Raw genomic sequence first — 14,092 nt, forward strand, 5'->3', positions numbered from 1 at the left:
GCCCGTTCTTCCGGAGGCTCCCCGGTGATGGCCGGATCAACGCCTGCTGCCTCCGACTATAGCCAACCGCGCATCCCGGTCTCACAGCGCACCCGCCGCAGGTCACAACGCCCCCGGCAGCACCAGCAGCCCCCAGGCGAACAGCGGGCCGACCGCGACGACGGCGCCGGTGTAGCCGAGCAGCTGCCGGTAGATCATCGTCCGGTCCGAGCCGCGGGCGTTGCTCAGCACGAGCGCGCCGTTGCTGGAGAACGGGGAGGTGTCGACGATCGTCGCGGACACGGCCAGCGCGGCCACCAGGCCGGCGGCGCTGAGATCGCTGGAGAGCAGCAGCGGAACGGCGATCGGGATGATCGCCGTGAGGATCGCGGTCGAGGACGCGAACGCGGAGACCACCGCGACGACGACGCACAGCAGCAACGCGACCAGCAGCGGGCTGCCCAGCTGCGAGGCACCGTGCGAGATCGCGTCGATGGTGCCCGCCTCCTCCAGGATCCCCACGTAGGTGATCATGCCGCCGATCAGCACGATCGTGGACCAGCTGACTCCCTCGATCGCCTTGGACTGCCGGTTGAGATCGACCAGCGCCAGCAGCGCACCGGCGCCCAGCGCGAGGAACCCGATCTCCAGCCGGAACACCAGCGCCACGCCGACCAGCACGACCAACATCGCCAGCGTCAGCACCTGCCGCCAGTCGACCCCCGCGGACGCGTCGTCGTCCGCTTCCTGCTCCACCGCGGCCGCGGGATCGGCGCGCCGGTGCCCGCGCAGCACCACGAAGCTCACCGCTGCGATCAGCACGTTGAACGCGAGGCTGGCCAGGAACAGCGCGTGCGGCGCGAGTTGCAGCGGCGTCTGCTCGATCATGCCGAGCACGATCGCGCCGGAGACCGCGATCGGGGAGAACGACCCCGCGTGCGCGCCCGCCACCAGCACGGCGCCGATGAGCAGCTGGCTCATGCCGTGGCGTTGCGCGAACTTCAACCCCACGGGCGCCAGCAGCGCGATCGCCGCGGTGGGGAAGGTGCCGAGCGCCGAGAGCAGCCCGCACACCGCGAACAGCACCCACGGGATCAGCGCCACCTTGCCGCGCACGAGCTTCACCCCGCCCCGCACGAGCAGGTCGACGGTGCCGTTGCGCTGCGCCACCGCGAACAGGTAGGTGACGCCGAGGATCGTGACGAACAACGAAGCCGGGAAACTTTCGAGGATTTCGTCCTCGGACAGGTGCAGCGACGCGGTGCCGACGAAGAACGCGCCGACGAACGCGAGAATGCCGATGTTGATGGGGAACAACGTCGCGACCACGAACATGACCGCGAGCGCTAGAAGCGGAAGGATCTCAGACATCGTTGTCCTAGCTCGAATCTCTGTTGTGCGGAACCGACGGAGCGCGGGCTGGTGCGCCGGTGGTGCTCAGGCCAGTGCGCCTGCGCGGCGCCCGAACACCGCGCCCGAGGTCAGTCCGGTTCCGCCGGGGTAGTTGCCGCTGAACAGGCCACCGAGCATTTCCCCGCAGACGAGCAGGCCCGGCAGCTGCGCACCTTCGTCGTCGAGCACCCGCCCGCTGGTGTCCGCGCGCAATCCGCCGAAGGTGAAGGTGATCCCGCAGGTCACCGGGAACCCGTAGTACGGCGGGGTTTCCAGCGGGATCGCCCAGTTCGACTTCGGCGGGCGCACGCGGGCGGCGCGCCCGTCCAGCGCCGCGATGTCCAGCGCCGCGCTGCGGTCGATCGAGGCGTTGAACTCGGTCACGGTGCGGTTCAGCGAGGCCGGATCCACGCCCGTGCCCGCGGCCAGTTCTTCCAGCGTGTCCGCCACGACGACGGAAGCGCCGGGCAGGTCGTACTCCTCGGCGCGCAGCCGCGGCCGGGTGCTCGCGTCGAACAGCTGGAACGCGACGCCGCCGGGCTGCGCCAGGATTTCGGCGCCGTACTTGGCGTAGGTGAGGTTGCGGAAGTCGGCGCCTTCGTCGAGGAACCGCTCGCCGCGCGCGTTGACCACGATGCCGAGCGGATAGCCGCCGCGGGTGAGCTGGTTGGTGACTGCGCGGTTGCCTTCGTTGTCCGGGTACCAGGCGTCCCACGCGACGCTGTGGCAGCTGTTCCAGTCGCCGTGGGTAGCCGCGCCGGCCTCGATCGCCGCGGTCAGCATGTCACCGGTGTTGTGCGGGGTGCCGCGGACCTTGGCCCTGCGCCAGCTCTCGCCGAGGTGCCGCGCGCGGAGTCCGGCGTCGGCCTCGAAGCCACCGGCCGCGAGCACCACGGAATCCGCTTGCAGCACGCCGGATCCGCCCGTCGCATCCGTCCACTTGAGACCTTCGATCGCCCCGGCGCGCAGCACGAGTCGCTGCGCGCGAACGCCGTAGCGGATCTCGACCCCGGCCCGCTCGGCGGCTGCGGTGTGCTGCTCGATCAGCCCGGTCCCGCCGCCGGTGGAGCCGACCGCCAGGCCGCCCCAGAACACCTGCCGCCCCTGCTCGTCCGGGTACGCCTGCCGCTCGTACATCAGCCGGAAGCGCAATCCCTTGCCGTGCAGCCAGCGCAGCGCGTCCTGGCTGTCGCCGACCAGGACCCCGGTCAGCGCCGGATCGTTGTGCCCGCCGGTCACCTTCGCCATGTCGGCGGTGAAATCCCGCGCGGTGTAGGGGTTCAGGACGGACGCGGTGTGCCGGTCGTCGCCGTCGAGCAGATCGGCGAGCTCGTCGAGGCCGTGGTGCGCGATGCGGAACGCGCCCGCGGTGTAGTAGCTGTTCCCGCCGGCCTCCGCGGGTGTTCCCTTCTCCAGCAGCAGGACCCGCCTGCCGCGTTCGGCCGCGGCGTGCGCGGCGCTGAAGCCGGCGTTGCCGCCGCCGACCACGACGACGTCGAACTTCTCGGTCTGCATCGTTGCTCCCAGGGTCAGTGGCGGGTTGCGGTCGTCTCCGGCACCCGGATCTCGGCGTCGCAGAGGATTCGGGCCGCGCGCCGGACGGTGACTCGGCGCGGTGGTCCGTCGTGGAAATCGGCGCAGTCGACCGCCACGGCACCGGCGGGCGTGCCGATCCGCAGCCGTGCGGCGCCTGGAGCGTCCGAGCGCGCGGCGACGACCGTCCCGTCCAGCGAGTTCGCCACGGCCACCCCGACCGCCGAGGTCAGGCCGATCGCGGGGTGCGGAGAGTTCATCGACAACATGCGCACCGAGACGTCGGCGCCGTGCTCCGGCCCGCCGACGACGCCGACCTTGGGGATCGCGTCACCGCCGGGCAGGCCCATCCGTTCCCCGGCGGCCCGGCGGATCCGGCGCAACTGCTCGGTGCGCTCGCGCGTGATCGGCTCCTGCCCGGTCAGCCCGAGCGAAACCGCGTCCACGAGCACCATCGGCGCACCCGCGTCGATCATGCTCACCCGCACCGGCGTTCCGTCGACGGACAGGTCGTCCACTGCGCGGCCGGTGGGCAGCGTGCTGCCCGTGGTCCCGCCCGCTGGATCGACGAAGGCCAGCCCGACGCCGACGCCGCCCGCCCGGGTGCCCGGCACGGTCTCGGTGCCGAACTCGTGCACCCGGCCGCCGCCGGTGTCCACATCGGCCTCCAGCACGGCACCGGTGTTGACGTTGCGCAGCACCACCCGGGTCGTGTCCCCGGTGGGCGCGACGAGACCGCGGGCGAGCGCCCACAACGCGATCGCGGTGGCGCAATTTCCGCAGTTGCTGCCCCATTCGACGCCGGCGACACCGATCCCGACCTGCCCGAAGAGGTATTCGACGTCGACGCCCGCGCCGGGCCGCACGAACGCGGCCTTCGAGGTGGTCGGGGTGGCACCGCCGACACCGTCCACGTGCGCCGGATCGCCGGCGTCGTAGGCATCGACCAGCAGCCGGTCCAGATTCGGCCGGTCCAGCTCCATCCGGTTGCGCAACGCGGTGGCGTCGAACAGCCAGCACTTGCTGGTGCCGCCCCGCACCAGGCTCGCCGGTACCCGCACGGTGGCTCCCCTTCCTGCCGCAGCGGCGCCGATCGCCGCGCTCGAGTGCCGACGACTTTGACAACGGCGAGCTGTTACCACAATGTCCCGTCGCTTACCCTGACTTAAGCACCACTAAAGGCAGGAGGAGAGATCATGGACGTGCGCCGCATGTTGCTGCTGACCGAAGCGGCCGATCGCGGCTCGATCAGCGCGGCCGCGGACGCGCTCGCGATCACCCCGTCGGCCGCCTCGCAGCAGCTCTCGCGGCTGGAGGCGGAGTCCGGCCAGCCGCTGGTGGAACGGTTGCCGCGCGGGGTGCGGCTCACCGGCGCGGGCGAGGCGATGGCCGCGCGCGGGCGCCGCATCCGCAGCGAACTGCGCGGCGCGCAGGCCGACCTGGATTCGTTCGCGCGGTTGACCGAAGGTTCGCTGCGGATGGGTTCGTTCCCCACCGCCAGCTCTTCGCTGCTGCCGCTGGCGCTGACCCGCTTCTCCCGCAAGCACCCGGGCGTGCGGGTCACCGTGCGCTCGTCGCTGCTGGCCGGACTGCAGGAGTTCCTGCACGCGGGAGAGGTGGAGCTGGCGATCCTGTGGGACTACGAGTGGAACCGCGTCGAGGACGAGGCGCTGCGGGTCACGCACCTGCTGGACGATCCGATGGTGCTGGTGGTGCCCGCGAACTCGGAGCTGCTGGAGCGCTCCGGCGTGGACCTGGCCGAGCTGGCCGACCAGAAGTGGATCACGCGGACGGAGAACCCGGTCGCCGAGGTGCTGCACCGCAGCTGCCGGCTGGCGGGCTTCGAACCGGACATCTCCTACGAGTCGCACGACTACCACGAAGCGCAGGCGATGGTGGCCGCCGGACTCGGCATCGCCATCGCGCCGCGGCTCGCGCTGACCAACCGCCGCCACGACGTGCGGCTGATCGCGTTCGAATCCCGGGGACGACCGGCGCCGGCCCGGCGGATCCTGCTGGCCCGGCCGGTGAACCGGACTCCGACGCCCGCCACCGAGGTCATGATCGAGACGTTGCGCGCGGTGGCGCCGAAGTTCGCCGCCACCAACCTGCACCTGGCGCAGCTGGGAACCGTCCGCGCGCGTTGAGTCGGTCAGGGCCGCAGCAGCACTTTCCCGGCCGCTCGGCGCTGATCGAGTTCCCGAAGCGCGTGCGCGGCGTCCTGGAACGGGTGGGTGGAACCGACCAGCGTGCGCAACCCGCCGGATTCCACGTGCGGCAACAGCTCCTGCCACTGCTGCCGCGGATATTCCGGTCGGGAACCGCAGAACGCGCCCCAGCCGACGCCCACGACGTCGAGGTTGTTCAGCAGCAGGCGGTTCACCTTCACCGTGGGGATCTCGCCCGCGGTGAAGCCGATGACCAGCAGCCGTCCCTCGTCGCGCAGGGTGCGCAGCGAGTCGGTGAACCGGTCGCCGCCCACCGGGTCGACCACCAGGTCCACGCCGCGCTTGCCGACCAGTTCCGCCACCGCGTCGCGGAATCCTTCGGCGAGCACCACGTGCTGCGCGCCCGCGGAACGCGCAGCCTCCACTTTGGACTCCTGGGAGACCACGGCGATCACCCGCGCGCCCAGCACGCTCGCCAGCTGCACCGCGGCCGTGCCCACGCCACCGGAAGCCCCGTGCACCAGCACGGTCTCACCGGCGCGCAACCGGCCGCGGCGGGCGAGCGCGAAGTGCACCGTCAGGTAGTTCATCGGCATCCCGGCCGCGGCGTCGAACGGCACCTGCTCCGGCAGCGGGAACACGCGCTCGGCGTCGACCGCGGCCAGCTCCGCGAAACCGCCGATGCCGGGGAAGGCGGCGACCCGCTGGCCCTGCTCGAAGCCCTCGGCCGCTTCGCGCACCACACCTGCGACTTCCGAGCCCGGCACGAACGGCGGCTCCGGTTTGATCTGGTACTCGCCGCGGGTCATCAGCACGTCCGGGAAGGTCACCCCGGCCGCGCGCACCTCGATCAGCACCTGGCCCGGACCTGGCGCCGGGTCTTCGGCGTCGGCGACCCGCACCGAATCGGGGCCGGTCAGCTCGGTGATCTGCACCGCTCGCATGTCGTTCCTCCCTGCACGTCGGCGTTCGCCGTCCGCAGCCGATCATCCGCGCGATCAGCCGTAAACCGGTTCGCGGTTCGTCAGCCCGCCGGTCGCAGCAGGTGCGGGTAGTCATCCCGGTGCTGCGTGCGCACGATCGCGCCCAGCAGCAACGCGGTCTGCTTGACGACGTACTCCTCGAAGTCCATCGTTTGCCCGAGGTACCAGCGCTTCAACGCCCAACCGTGGGCCAGCAGCAGGAAGTCCTGCGAGACCAGTTCCACGTCCACGTCGGTGAGCAGGCCACCGGCGACGCCTGCGCGCAGCGCTTCCCGCAGCGGCTCGCTCGTCTCGATCTCCAGCCGCTTGATCTTCGCGCGGCCCTCGGTGCCGAGCGACTTGCTCTCCCGGTAGGTCAGCACCGCGGCGTGCCGATGCGCGTTGATCACCTCGCAGTAGGCGCGGAAGGCACCGGCGATCCGCTCCACCGGATCGGTCCCCGCCCGCACGGCAGGCGGCACCTGTGCCGCGAAGGCGTCCAGCACGTCGACGATCACCGCCAGCAGCAGGTCGTCCTTGCCGCCGAAGTAGCGGTAGATGAGGCCGACGCTGACTTCGGCCTCCGCGGCGAGCGCCTGCATGGACACCCCGTGGAAGCCGTCGCGCTCCATCAGCCGGGCCGCCGCGTCCAGCAGCTGCCGGTGGCGCCACTCGGAGCGCGCGGCGCGGGCGGCCTCGTTCGGATCTTGCGGTTCCGACCTGGTGGGCGTGGGCACGCGGTTCTCCCTGCACATCGGTGAACGCCGAGTTCATCTTCCCGGGCGCTGGTGCGCACCGGCCGGGCGGGTGTCCGGCGCCGGTCGTGCCGGCGTCCTTGACACCGCAGGCCCGATGAATCAATCTTCAGTTCCGCTGAACATGCATTCACCTTAGCTGAAGATCCGCTCACCGAGGAGGGCCATGACCACCCGCGAGGACATCGAGTAGCCGATGGACGTCACGCTGACCGAAGACCAGCTGCGCCTGCGCGACGAAGCCGGCCGGTTCGCCGCCGAACGGCTCGCGCCGCACTACCGGGAGCGGGAACAGCGCGGATCCGTCGAGCCGCAGGTGCGCCGGGAGATGGGCGATCGCGGCTTCATCGCCCCGGAGCTGCCCGTCGAGATCGGCGGGCGCGGCCTGGACCGGGTCACCTCCGGAATCCTCACCGAAGAGATCGCCCGCGGTGACTTCTCGGTGGCCTACCTGCAGGTGGTGGGCTCGCTGGTCGGCCAGATCCTCGCGAGCAACGCTGCTTCCGAGGTTGCCGCCCGCTGGGTGCCGGGCATCTGCCGCGGGGAGCACATCGTCGGCATCGGCCTGACCGAGCCGCACGCCGGTTCGGACGCCGGGATGCCGCGGCTGACCGCACGGCGCGACGGCGACGACTACCTGCTCACCGGCACCAAGTCGCTGTCTTTCGGCGGCGACGCGGCCGCCGCGGTCGTGTTCGCCCGCACCGGCGAGCAGCAGGCGCGCGGCAAGGGCATCAGCGCGTTCCTGGTGCCGCTGGACCTGCCCGGGGTGACCCGCGAGTCCTATTCGGACATGGGCACGCGGGCGGTCGGCCGCGGCGCGGTGCACTTCGACGGCGTGCGGGTTCCTGCGGAGCACCTCCTCGGTGCGGAGGGCAAGGGATTCTCCGAGGTGCTCCGGGGTTTCGACTTCAGCCGCGCGCTGATCGGCCTGCAGTGCGTCGGAGCCGCGCAGGCCAGCGTCACCGAGACCTGGCGCTACGTCAGCGAGCGCGAAGCGTTCGACCAGCCGTTGAGCAAGTTCCAAGGAGTCTCGTTCCCGCTGGCCGAGGCGGACACGCGGCTCACCGCGGCGCGGCTGCTGTGCTACCGGACGCTTTCGCTGCGGGACCGGGGGATGCCGCACACCGCGGAGGCCGCGATGTGCAAGTGGCTCGCGCCGAAGGATTCGTTCGAGGCCATCCAGAACTGCCTGCTGCTGCACGGCCAGTACGGCTACCGGACCGAGTTGCCGCTGGAGCAGCGGTTGCGCGACGTGCTCGGCCTGCAGATCGGCGACGGCACCGCGCAGGTCATGAAGTTGATCATCGCCCGGGAGCGGCTCGGGCGGCAGCTGGCTCCCTGAGCCGGGTTGGGAGACGAAATGGGACGACTGGAGCACAAGATCGCCGCGGTGACCGGCGCGGGCCGCGGCATCGGCCGGGCCATCGCCGAGAAGCTGGCCGCCGAAGGCGCCACCGTCGTGGTCTCGGACATCGACGGGGAGTCCGCCAACGCCACCGCGGAAGCCGTCGGCGGGGTGGGGCTGCGCACCGACGTCGCCGACGCGGACTCGGTCGAGGCGATGCTCGCGCAGGTCCGGGAACGGTTCGGCCGGTTGGACGTGCTGGTCAACAACGCGGGCTGGGACAAGGCCGAACCGTTCGTCGACACCGACGCCGCCGACTGGCACAAGATCGTCGGGATCAACCTGTTCGGCACCTTGCACACCACCAAGGCGGCGCTGCCGATGATGATCGAGCAGCAGTCCGGGTCGATCGTGAACCTCGGATCGGACGCGGCCAGGGTCGGCTCCTCCGGGGAGGCGGTGTACTCGGCGGCCAAGGGCGGTGTCGTGTCGTTCACCAAGACCCTCGCCCGCGAGATGGCCCGCAACAAGATCAACGTGAACTGCGTGTGCCCCGGCCCTGCCGACACCGAGCTGTTCGCCTCGATCGGCGGGGACGACCCCAAGCTGCGCGAATCGCTGATCAAGGCCATCCCGTTCCGGCGGCTGGCGGATCCGGCCGATCTCGCCAACACCGTGGCGTTCTTCGCCTCGGACGAGGCCGGATACCTCACCGGGCAGACCGTCAGCGTCAGCGGCGGCCTCACGATGAGCTGATCCGGGCCGCGGCGCCACTGGAACGGCCGAGTCAGCAGCCGTGCACCTCGATGCGGAGGGAATCAGCATGACCACTTACGACCCCGCGGCGTACCGCGAGTTCATCGAGCGCGATTTCACCTACCTCAACGGATTCCGGCGCAACACCCACCGGTACGCGAACCGGATCGCCTTGCACTGCCCGTCGACAGGCGCCGAATTCACCTACGCCGAACTCGGTGATCGGGTCGACCGGCTGGCATCCGGCTTGGCAGCGGCCGGTGTCGAACCCGGTGACGTGGTGGTCTACCAGCTCCACAACGGCCCGGAGTTCGCGCAGCTCTACCTGGCCACGCAGGCGGCGGGCGCGGTCGGCGCGCCGATCAACTTCCGGCTTTCGGCGGGCGAGGTCGCGTTCATCCTCGACGACAGCCGCCCGCGCGTGTTCGTGCACGATGCCGCGCTCGCCGAAACCGTCGCCGCCGCGCTCGAGCACGCCGAGCACCGGCCCGATCTGGTGGTGGCCGCAGGCGGGCGAACACCCGGCGCGACACCGTTCGAGGCGCTGATCAGCGACCGGGCCGAGCCGCCTGCGCCCTCCCGCACGGTCTACGACGAGACCACCCGGCTCTACACCTCCGGCACCACCGGGATGCCCAAGGGAGTGCCGCTGAACAGCATGATCGAGATCTTCAGCGCGCACGACGTGATCATGCACTTCCTGCTCTCGCCGGAGGACCGCACGCTGAACATGACGCCGTGGTTCCACCGCGGCGGGCTCTACGCCGGCGGCCCGAACCCGGCGTTCTACCTGGGTGCGCAGGTCGTTCCGATGCGCACGTTCGATGCGGCGGAGTGCCTGGACCAGGTGCAGCGGCACGGCATCACCTTCCTCATCGGGGCGCCGACGAACCTGGCGATGCTGGCCGCGGAGCAGTCCGCGCGCCCGCGCGAGCTCTCCAGCCTGCGCGGCATCGTCACGATGGGAGCGCCGCTGGAGGCGGAAGCCGCGCTGCGCTACCAGCAGGTCCTGTGCCCGCGGATCTTCAACGGCTACGGCACCACGGAAGCGTTCTGGAACAGCTTCCTGCGGCCCGCCGACCTGCCGGAGCACGCGGGCAGCGCGGGCCGGGCCTGCACCGACGACGACATGGCCGTGGTCCGGGTGCTCGGCGACCGGCTCGCCGAGCCGCACGAGACCGTCGCCCGCGACGGAACCGAGGTCGGCGAGGTCATCGTCCGCTCCCCGAAGTGCGGCTACGCCTACGCGAACGCGCCGGAGCAGGAGGCGGGCAAGTTCCACCGCGGCTGGCTCTACATCGGCGATCTGGCCACCTGGGACGCCGACGAGTTCGTCACGATCGTCGGCCGCAAGGACGACATGATCGTCTCCGGCGGCGAGAACGTGCACCCGGTGCAGGTGGAGGAGGTGCTCAACGAGCACGCCGCGGTCGAGGACTCGATGGTCGTCGGCATCCCGCACGAGCACTGGGGCCGCCTCGTCGTCGCCTACGTGGTCCCCGCCGACGGCTCCCTCACGGCCGAAGAGTGCGAGCGGCATTGCCGCGAGCATCCGATGCTGGCCGATTACAAGCGCCCCCGCGCCTACCGGCTCGTCGATTCGCTGCCGGTGACCGCCACCGGCAAGAAGATCCACTACAAGGCCCGCGAGCAGGCCGCCGACGAATTCTCCCGCGGCTTGTTCACCCGCCTCGGCACGCCCGCTTGATCCGCACCCAGGGAAGGACCGCCATGGATTTCTCCGCTTACCGGCAACTCCGCTTCGAGCGCCGCGACAACGGAGTCCTGCTGATCACGCTGGATCAGCCGCAGAAGTACAACGCCACCGACGAGGAGATGCACAACGAACTCGCCCGGGTGTGGGCCGATGTCTCGGCCGACCCGGAAACGCGGGTGGCGGTGGTGACCGGCGCGGGCAAGGCGTTCTCCGCCGGTGGCGACCTGGACATGGTGCAGCGGATGGCCGGGGACCACGACCGCGTCTCGCGGATGCTCTCCGAGATGAGCGACATGGTCTACAACATCATCAACTGCGAGAAGCCGGTCGTCTCGGCGATCAACGGCGTCGCGGTCGGCGCCGGAACGGTCGTGGCGCTGCTGGCCGACATCTCGATCTGCGCCGAGGACGCCAAGCTCGGCGACGGCCACGTGAAGCTAGGCGTCGCCGCCGGGGACCACGCCGCGATCCTGTGGCCGCTGCTGTGCGGCATGGCCAAGGCCCGGTACTACCTGCTCACCGGCGAAATGCTCAGCGGTGCGGAAGCCGAGCGGATCGGCATGGTCAGCCGCGCGCTGCCCCGCGAGCAGGTGCTCGAGGAGTCGCTGCGGGTCGCGGACGGGCTGGCCACCGGATCGCAACCTGCGATCCGGTGGACCAAGCGGGCGTTGAGCAACTGGCTCAAGACGGCCGGGCCGATCTTCGACCAGTCCGCTGCCTACGAAATGCTCTGCTTCATGGGGCCGGACGTGCCCGAGGGCGCCGCCGCGCTGGCCGAGAAGCGGCAGCCCGATTTCCCGTCCGCCCGCTGATCCGCGAGATCACCGGCTGCGCACAGCAGCGCGTGCCGCCGGATCGGATCGGCGGCACGCGGTCGGGCCGTCCTCGCAGCTCGGCCCGGGCCTCGGGCTCAGCCGCGGAACAGCGCGGCGATGCTGCTCGGTAGCTGGGCCACCGTGTCGTCGACTTCCCCCGGCTCCGTCCAGGAGCGCACCGTCGAGAGCACTGCCCGGACCTGCTGCTCGGTGGTGTCGAGGTCGGTGGTGTAGATGTCCGCGCTGACCCGGTCCAGGAACCCGTTCTTGTCCACCTGGCGGGCCTGGCCGCTGCGGTCGTGCACCGCGTCGCGGGCCTCCTTCGGCAGCGGTTCCACGAGTTCGTCCAGCTCACCGGCGGTGATGCTCTCGCCGAGGGTGCGCAGCGTGGCGCGCACCAGCGTCTCGGCCTCGGCCGTCGACTCGACGCCGGAGGCGCGGCGGACCTCGCCGACGAACGATTGCCACTGCGGACTGCTCTGCACGCTTTCGGTCATCGCCATTCCTTCCTGCCTGCCGGGATACTGCCTGCCGGGATACTGCTCGCCGGGCGCCGTTCAGCCGAACAGCGGCGCGTACGAAGACGGCAGCTGCGAGCGCAGGTCTTCGAGTTCACCGCGGCTCACGAACTGCGCCATCGTGCCCACCACCGCGTGCGCGTGCTCTCGCGCGAGATCCGGGTTCGAGTTCGGGCCTTCCTGATCGGCGATCCGTTCCAGGAAGTCGTCGAAGTCGTCCCGGTTCTCGGCCGAGCCGGTGCGTTCCAGCAGCGGGTCCTTGAGCTGTTCGGGAAGCTGGTCGGCCAGGTCGCGCGGTTCCTGCCCGGCCAGCCGCTGACCGAGCGTGGACAGCACGATGCGGGTGGTCTGCTCGGCTTCGGCGTTGTCCGGCAGCGCGGTCCGCCGGCGCACCGTTGCGAGGAACTCGTCGTAGTTCATGTCGCCTCCGCTTCCTGGATCGGCCCGCGATTTCCGGGTCGCGATCCGGTCGGGCGGTTCCGGGCCCGGTGTGCCCGGAGCCCGGCGGGCGCAAACTCGCCCGGCTACCGGCGGGCGGGCGTGGCGTCGAGCAGTGCGTAGGCCCGGTGCGAGAGCTCCAGCAGCTCCTCGGTCGGCAGCTCGGACGGGCGCACCTCACCGGCGGCGACGTCGTGGGCCTCGTGCAGTTCGACCAGCGCCGAGCGCAGCCGCGCAGGCTGCAGCGGCCGGGACTCGCTCAACCTTCGCACCCGCGTCAGCGCGGCCTGCACCCGCGACAACCACGCGCGGTTCGGCAGCGCCCAGGCCACGGCCACCGCGATCGCGGCGCCCAGCAGCGTCGCCCAGAACCGGTTCCAGCCGAGCACGCCCGGATCGGAGGCGGTTCCCAGCGCGCTGACCAGCAGCGCCACCGGTGTCGCGAACAGCAGGCCGAACGCGTAGTTGACGGTGACCGTCATCTCCGCACCCCACTGCAGCACGGCCAGCAGCACCACCAGCACCCACACCGGCGGCCCGGCGTGCAGCACGGCCACCGCGACCAGCACTCCGAGGACCGTGCCGCAGACCCGTTGCAGCATCCGCGGAACCGAACCAGCGGTGCTGGTCGCCTGCAGGATCGAGACCGCGGACACCGCCGCCCAGTAGGTCTGCTCGATGCCGAGCAGACCGGCCGCGACACCGGCCAGCAGGGCGGCCAGGACGACCCGGGCCGCGTACGGCATCAACCACGACTTCACCCGGTGCGGCAGCAGCGCAGCCCGCAGCACGTCCCGGATGATCCACCAGCGCGACACCGGCGTCGGCGGGACCGCCGGCGCGGACTCCCGTCCGTGCGGCTCGGCGAAGGGACGACCGGCGCGGACTTCGCGCGCGGCGGTTCTGACCTCGTGCACCTGCACCGCGGGGGCGTCCGGGCTCAGCAGCGCCTCGCAGTTTTCGACCGCGCGCACGAGGTCGCGGTGCGGCCCGGTGTCGCGCTGCCGCCTGCCGACGAGTGCGACGCCGTTCCAGGCGGTCTCCACCGCGACCGCGGCGCGGTGCCGCAGCGCGAGGTCGGCGCGGTCGGCGAGCGCGTCCGCCGTCGCGTCCAGCGCCGCGGCCACCGCGCGCCGCTGCGGATTCAGCCCGCTCGCCGCCGTGCCCAGCACGGTCACCGTCCACGCGAACGCCGTGGACGCGACGATCGTCAGGAAGTGGGCACCGAGCCCGGCGGCCTGCAGCGGCAGGTGCGAACAGGCGCCGACGGCGAACGTGAAGATCAATCCACCGGGCGGTCCGATCTTGACCGCGGTGGCCGCGACCGTGCCGATCGCTCCGGCCAAGGCGGTGGCCAGCATCGCGATCGGCTCGTGCCACGGCTGCCCGCCCGCGAACACCGCGATCAGGTCGCCGGTGGTCACCGCCGCCACCATGCCGATCGCCACCACGCCCAACGTGCGGGCTTGCCGCGGATGCGCCTCGTTGCGGCAGTGCACGCTGGTGAGCGCGCCGAACACCGCGCCGGGCAGCAGGTCCAGCCGCCCGATGGCCAGCAGCACGCCGAGCGGGACCGCCATCGACAGCAACGCGCGTCCGGCGGGCCAGGCCAACGGGCCGCCGGGGCGCAGCCGGAAGGCGTCGGAGACGTTGCGGGTCAGCACGGTTGTCGGCACCCTGCCAAGCTAGCCAAAAAAGTTCACTAGTGAAA

General features: G+C 71.3%; 13 protein-coding genes. 5 read left to right on the forward strand and 8 right to left on the reverse strand.

All coding sequences use genetic code 11. From position 1 onward, the window contains the following. Window positions 1-102: 102 nt before the first annotated feature. From V1457_RS11275 to V1457_RS11285, 3 genes are all read right to left on the reverse strand, one after another. A complete protein-coding gene (locus V1457_RS11275) occupies window positions 103-1,350 on the reverse strand; it encodes an SLC13 family permease (RefSeq protein WP_295142177.1) in 1,248 nt (415 codons plus the stop codon). Between the two features lie 66 nt (window positions 1,351-1,416). Continuing rightward, entirely contained in the window at window positions 1,417-2,886 is a 1,470-nt protein-coding gene (tcuA, locus tag V1457_RS11280; protein WP_338603259.1) for an FAD-dependent tricarballylate dehydrogenase TcuA, read from the reverse strand. A gap of 14 nt (window positions 2,887-2,900) precedes the next feature. Beyond that, complete coding sequence (locus V1457_RS11285; protein ID WP_200069227.1) at window positions 2,901-3,965, reverse strand: PrpF domain-containing protein; 1,065 nt, start codon at window positions 3,963-3,965, stop codon at window positions 2,901-2,903. Window positions 3,966-4,100: 135 nt separating this feature from the next. Here V1457_RS11285 and V1457_RS11290 point away from each other — a divergent pair, with 135 nt between their 5' ends. After that, window positions 4,101-5,051 (forward strand): LysR family transcriptional regulator, encoded by a 951-nt coding sequence (locus tag V1457_RS11290; protein WP_233626979.1) that lies wholly within the window; start codon window positions 4,101-4,103, stop codon window positions 5,049-5,051. Window positions 5,052-5,056: 5 nt separating this feature from the next. Here the strand turns inward: V1457_RS11290 and V1457_RS11295 are convergent, their stop codons facing one another. Together V1457_RS11295 and V1457_RS11300 are read right to left on the reverse strand one after the other, a co-directional pair. Then, window positions 5,057-6,016 carry an NADPH:quinone oxidoreductase family protein gene (locus tag V1457_RS11295; protein WP_338603264.1) on the reverse strand — a complete coding sequence of 320 codons (960 nt, stop codon included), beginning with the start codon at window positions 6,014-6,016 and terminating at the stop codon, window positions 5,057-5,059. An 80-nt stretch (window positions 6,017-6,096) separates the two neighbouring features. After that, window positions 6,097-6,771 carry a TetR/AcrR family transcriptional regulator gene (locus V1457_RS11300; protein ID WP_200069229.1) on the reverse strand — a complete coding sequence of 225 codons (675 nt, stop codon included), beginning with the start codon at window positions 6,769-6,771 and terminating at the stop codon, window positions 6,097-6,099. A gap of 214 nt (window positions 6,772-6,985) precedes the next feature. Here V1457_RS11300 and V1457_RS11305 point away from each other — a divergent pair, with 214 nt between their 5' ends. The 4 genes from V1457_RS11305 to V1457_RS11320 all read left to right on the forward strand — a co-directional run bounded on the left by V1457_RS11305 (window position 6,986) and on the right by V1457_RS11320 (window position 11,422). Further along, window positions 6,986-8,134 carry an acyl-CoA dehydrogenase gene (locus V1457_RS11305; RefSeq protein WP_338603267.1) on the forward strand — a complete coding sequence of 383 codons (1,149 nt, stop codon included), beginning with the start codon at window positions 6,986-6,988 and terminating at the stop codon, window positions 8,132-8,134. An 18-nt stretch (window positions 8,135-8,152) separates the two neighbouring features. After that, window positions 8,153-8,893 carry an SDR family NAD(P)-dependent oxidoreductase gene (locus tag V1457_RS11310; RefSeq protein ID WP_295147803.1) on the forward strand — a complete coding sequence of 247 codons (741 nt, stop codon included), beginning with the start codon at window positions 8,153-8,155 and terminating at the stop codon, window positions 8,891-8,893. A 67-nt stretch (window positions 8,894-8,960) separates the two neighbouring features. After that, entirely contained in the window at window positions 8,961-10,601 is a 1,641-nt protein-coding gene (locus V1457_RS11315; RefSeq protein WP_200069232.1) for a class I adenylate-forming enzyme family protein, read from the forward strand. 23 nt (window positions 10,602-10,624) lie between these two features. Then, window positions 10,625-11,422, forward strand: a complete 798-nt coding sequence (locus V1457_RS11320) for an enoyl-CoA hydratase/isomerase family protein (RefSeq protein WP_200069233.1) — start codon at window positions 10,625-10,627, stop codon at window positions 11,420-11,422. 98 nt (window positions 11,423-11,520) lie between these two features. Here the strand turns inward: V1457_RS11320 and V1457_RS11325 are convergent, their stop codons facing one another. From V1457_RS11325 to V1457_RS11335, 3 genes are all read right to left on the reverse strand, one after another. Further along, window positions 11,521-11,922, reverse strand: a complete 402-nt coding sequence (locus tag V1457_RS11325) for a DUF2267 domain-containing protein (RefSeq protein ID WP_200069234.1) — start codon at window positions 11,920-11,922, stop codon at window positions 11,521-11,523. Window positions 11,923-11,982: 60 nt separating this feature from the next. After that, on the reverse strand, window positions 11,983-12,363 hold the full coding sequence (locus V1457_RS11330) for a DUF2267 domain-containing protein (RefSeq protein ID WP_200069235.1): 381 nt from the start codon (window positions 12,361-12,363) through the stop codon (window positions 11,983-11,985). Window positions 12,364-12,467: 104 nt separating this feature from the next. Then, window positions 12,468-14,057 carry an FUSC family protein gene (locus V1457_RS11335; protein WP_338603275.1) on the reverse strand — a complete coding sequence of 530 codons (1,590 nt, stop codon included), beginning with the start codon at window positions 14,055-14,057 and terminating at the stop codon, window positions 12,468-12,470. Window positions 14,058-14,092 lie beyond the last annotated feature (35 nt).

Origin of the sequence: Saccharopolyspora sp. SCSIO 74807, assembly GCF_037023755.1 — a bacterium.
Lineage (GTDB): Bacteria > Actinomycetota > Actinomycetes > Mycobacteriales > Pseudonocardiaceae > Saccharopolyspora_C > Saccharopolyspora_C galaxeae.

What these genes read in the sequence shown, in the direction of transcription:
- V1457_RS11275 (WP_295142177.1), bottom strand. Translation starts at nt 1,350, where the DNA reads ATGTCTGAGATCCTTCCGCTTCTAGCGCTCGCGGTCATGTTCGTGGTC.
- tcuA (WP_338603259.1), bottom strand. Translation starts at nt 2,886, where the DNA reads ATGCAGACCGAGAAGTTCGACGTCGTCGTGGTCGGCGGCGGCAACGCC.
- V1457_RS11290 (WP_233626979.1), top strand. Translation starts at nt 4,101, where the DNA reads ATGGACGTGCGCCGCATGTTGCTGCTGACCGAAGCGGCCGATCGCGGC.
- V1457_RS11295 (WP_338603264.1), bottom strand. Translation starts at nt 6,016, where the DNA reads ATGCGAGCGGTGCAGATCACCGAGCTGACCGGCCCCGATTCGGTGCGG.
- V1457_RS11305 (WP_338603267.1), top strand. Translation starts at nt 6,986, where the DNA reads ATGGACGTCACGCTGACCGAAGACCAGCTGCGCCTGCGCGACGAAGCC.
- V1457_RS11310 (WP_295147803.1), top strand. Translation starts at nt 8,153, where the DNA reads ATGGGACGACTGGAGCACAAGATCGCCGCGGTGACCGGCGCGGGCCGC.
- V1457_RS11315 (WP_200069232.1), top strand. Translation starts at nt 8,961, where the DNA reads ATGACCACTTACGACCCCGCGGCGTACCGCGAGTTCATCGAGCGCGAT.
- V1457_RS11320 (WP_200069233.1), top strand. Translation starts at nt 10,625, where the DNA reads ATGGATTTCTCCGCTTACCGGCAACTCCGCTTCGAGCGCCGCGACAAC.
- V1457_RS11325 (WP_200069234.1), bottom strand. Translation starts at nt 11,922, where the DNA reads ATGACCGAAAGCGTGCAGAGCAGTCCGCAGTGGCAATCGTTCGTCGGC.
- V1457_RS11330 (WP_200069235.1), bottom strand. Translation starts at nt 12,363, where the DNA reads ATGAACTACGACGAGTTCCTCGCAACGGTGCGCCGGCGGACCGCGCTG.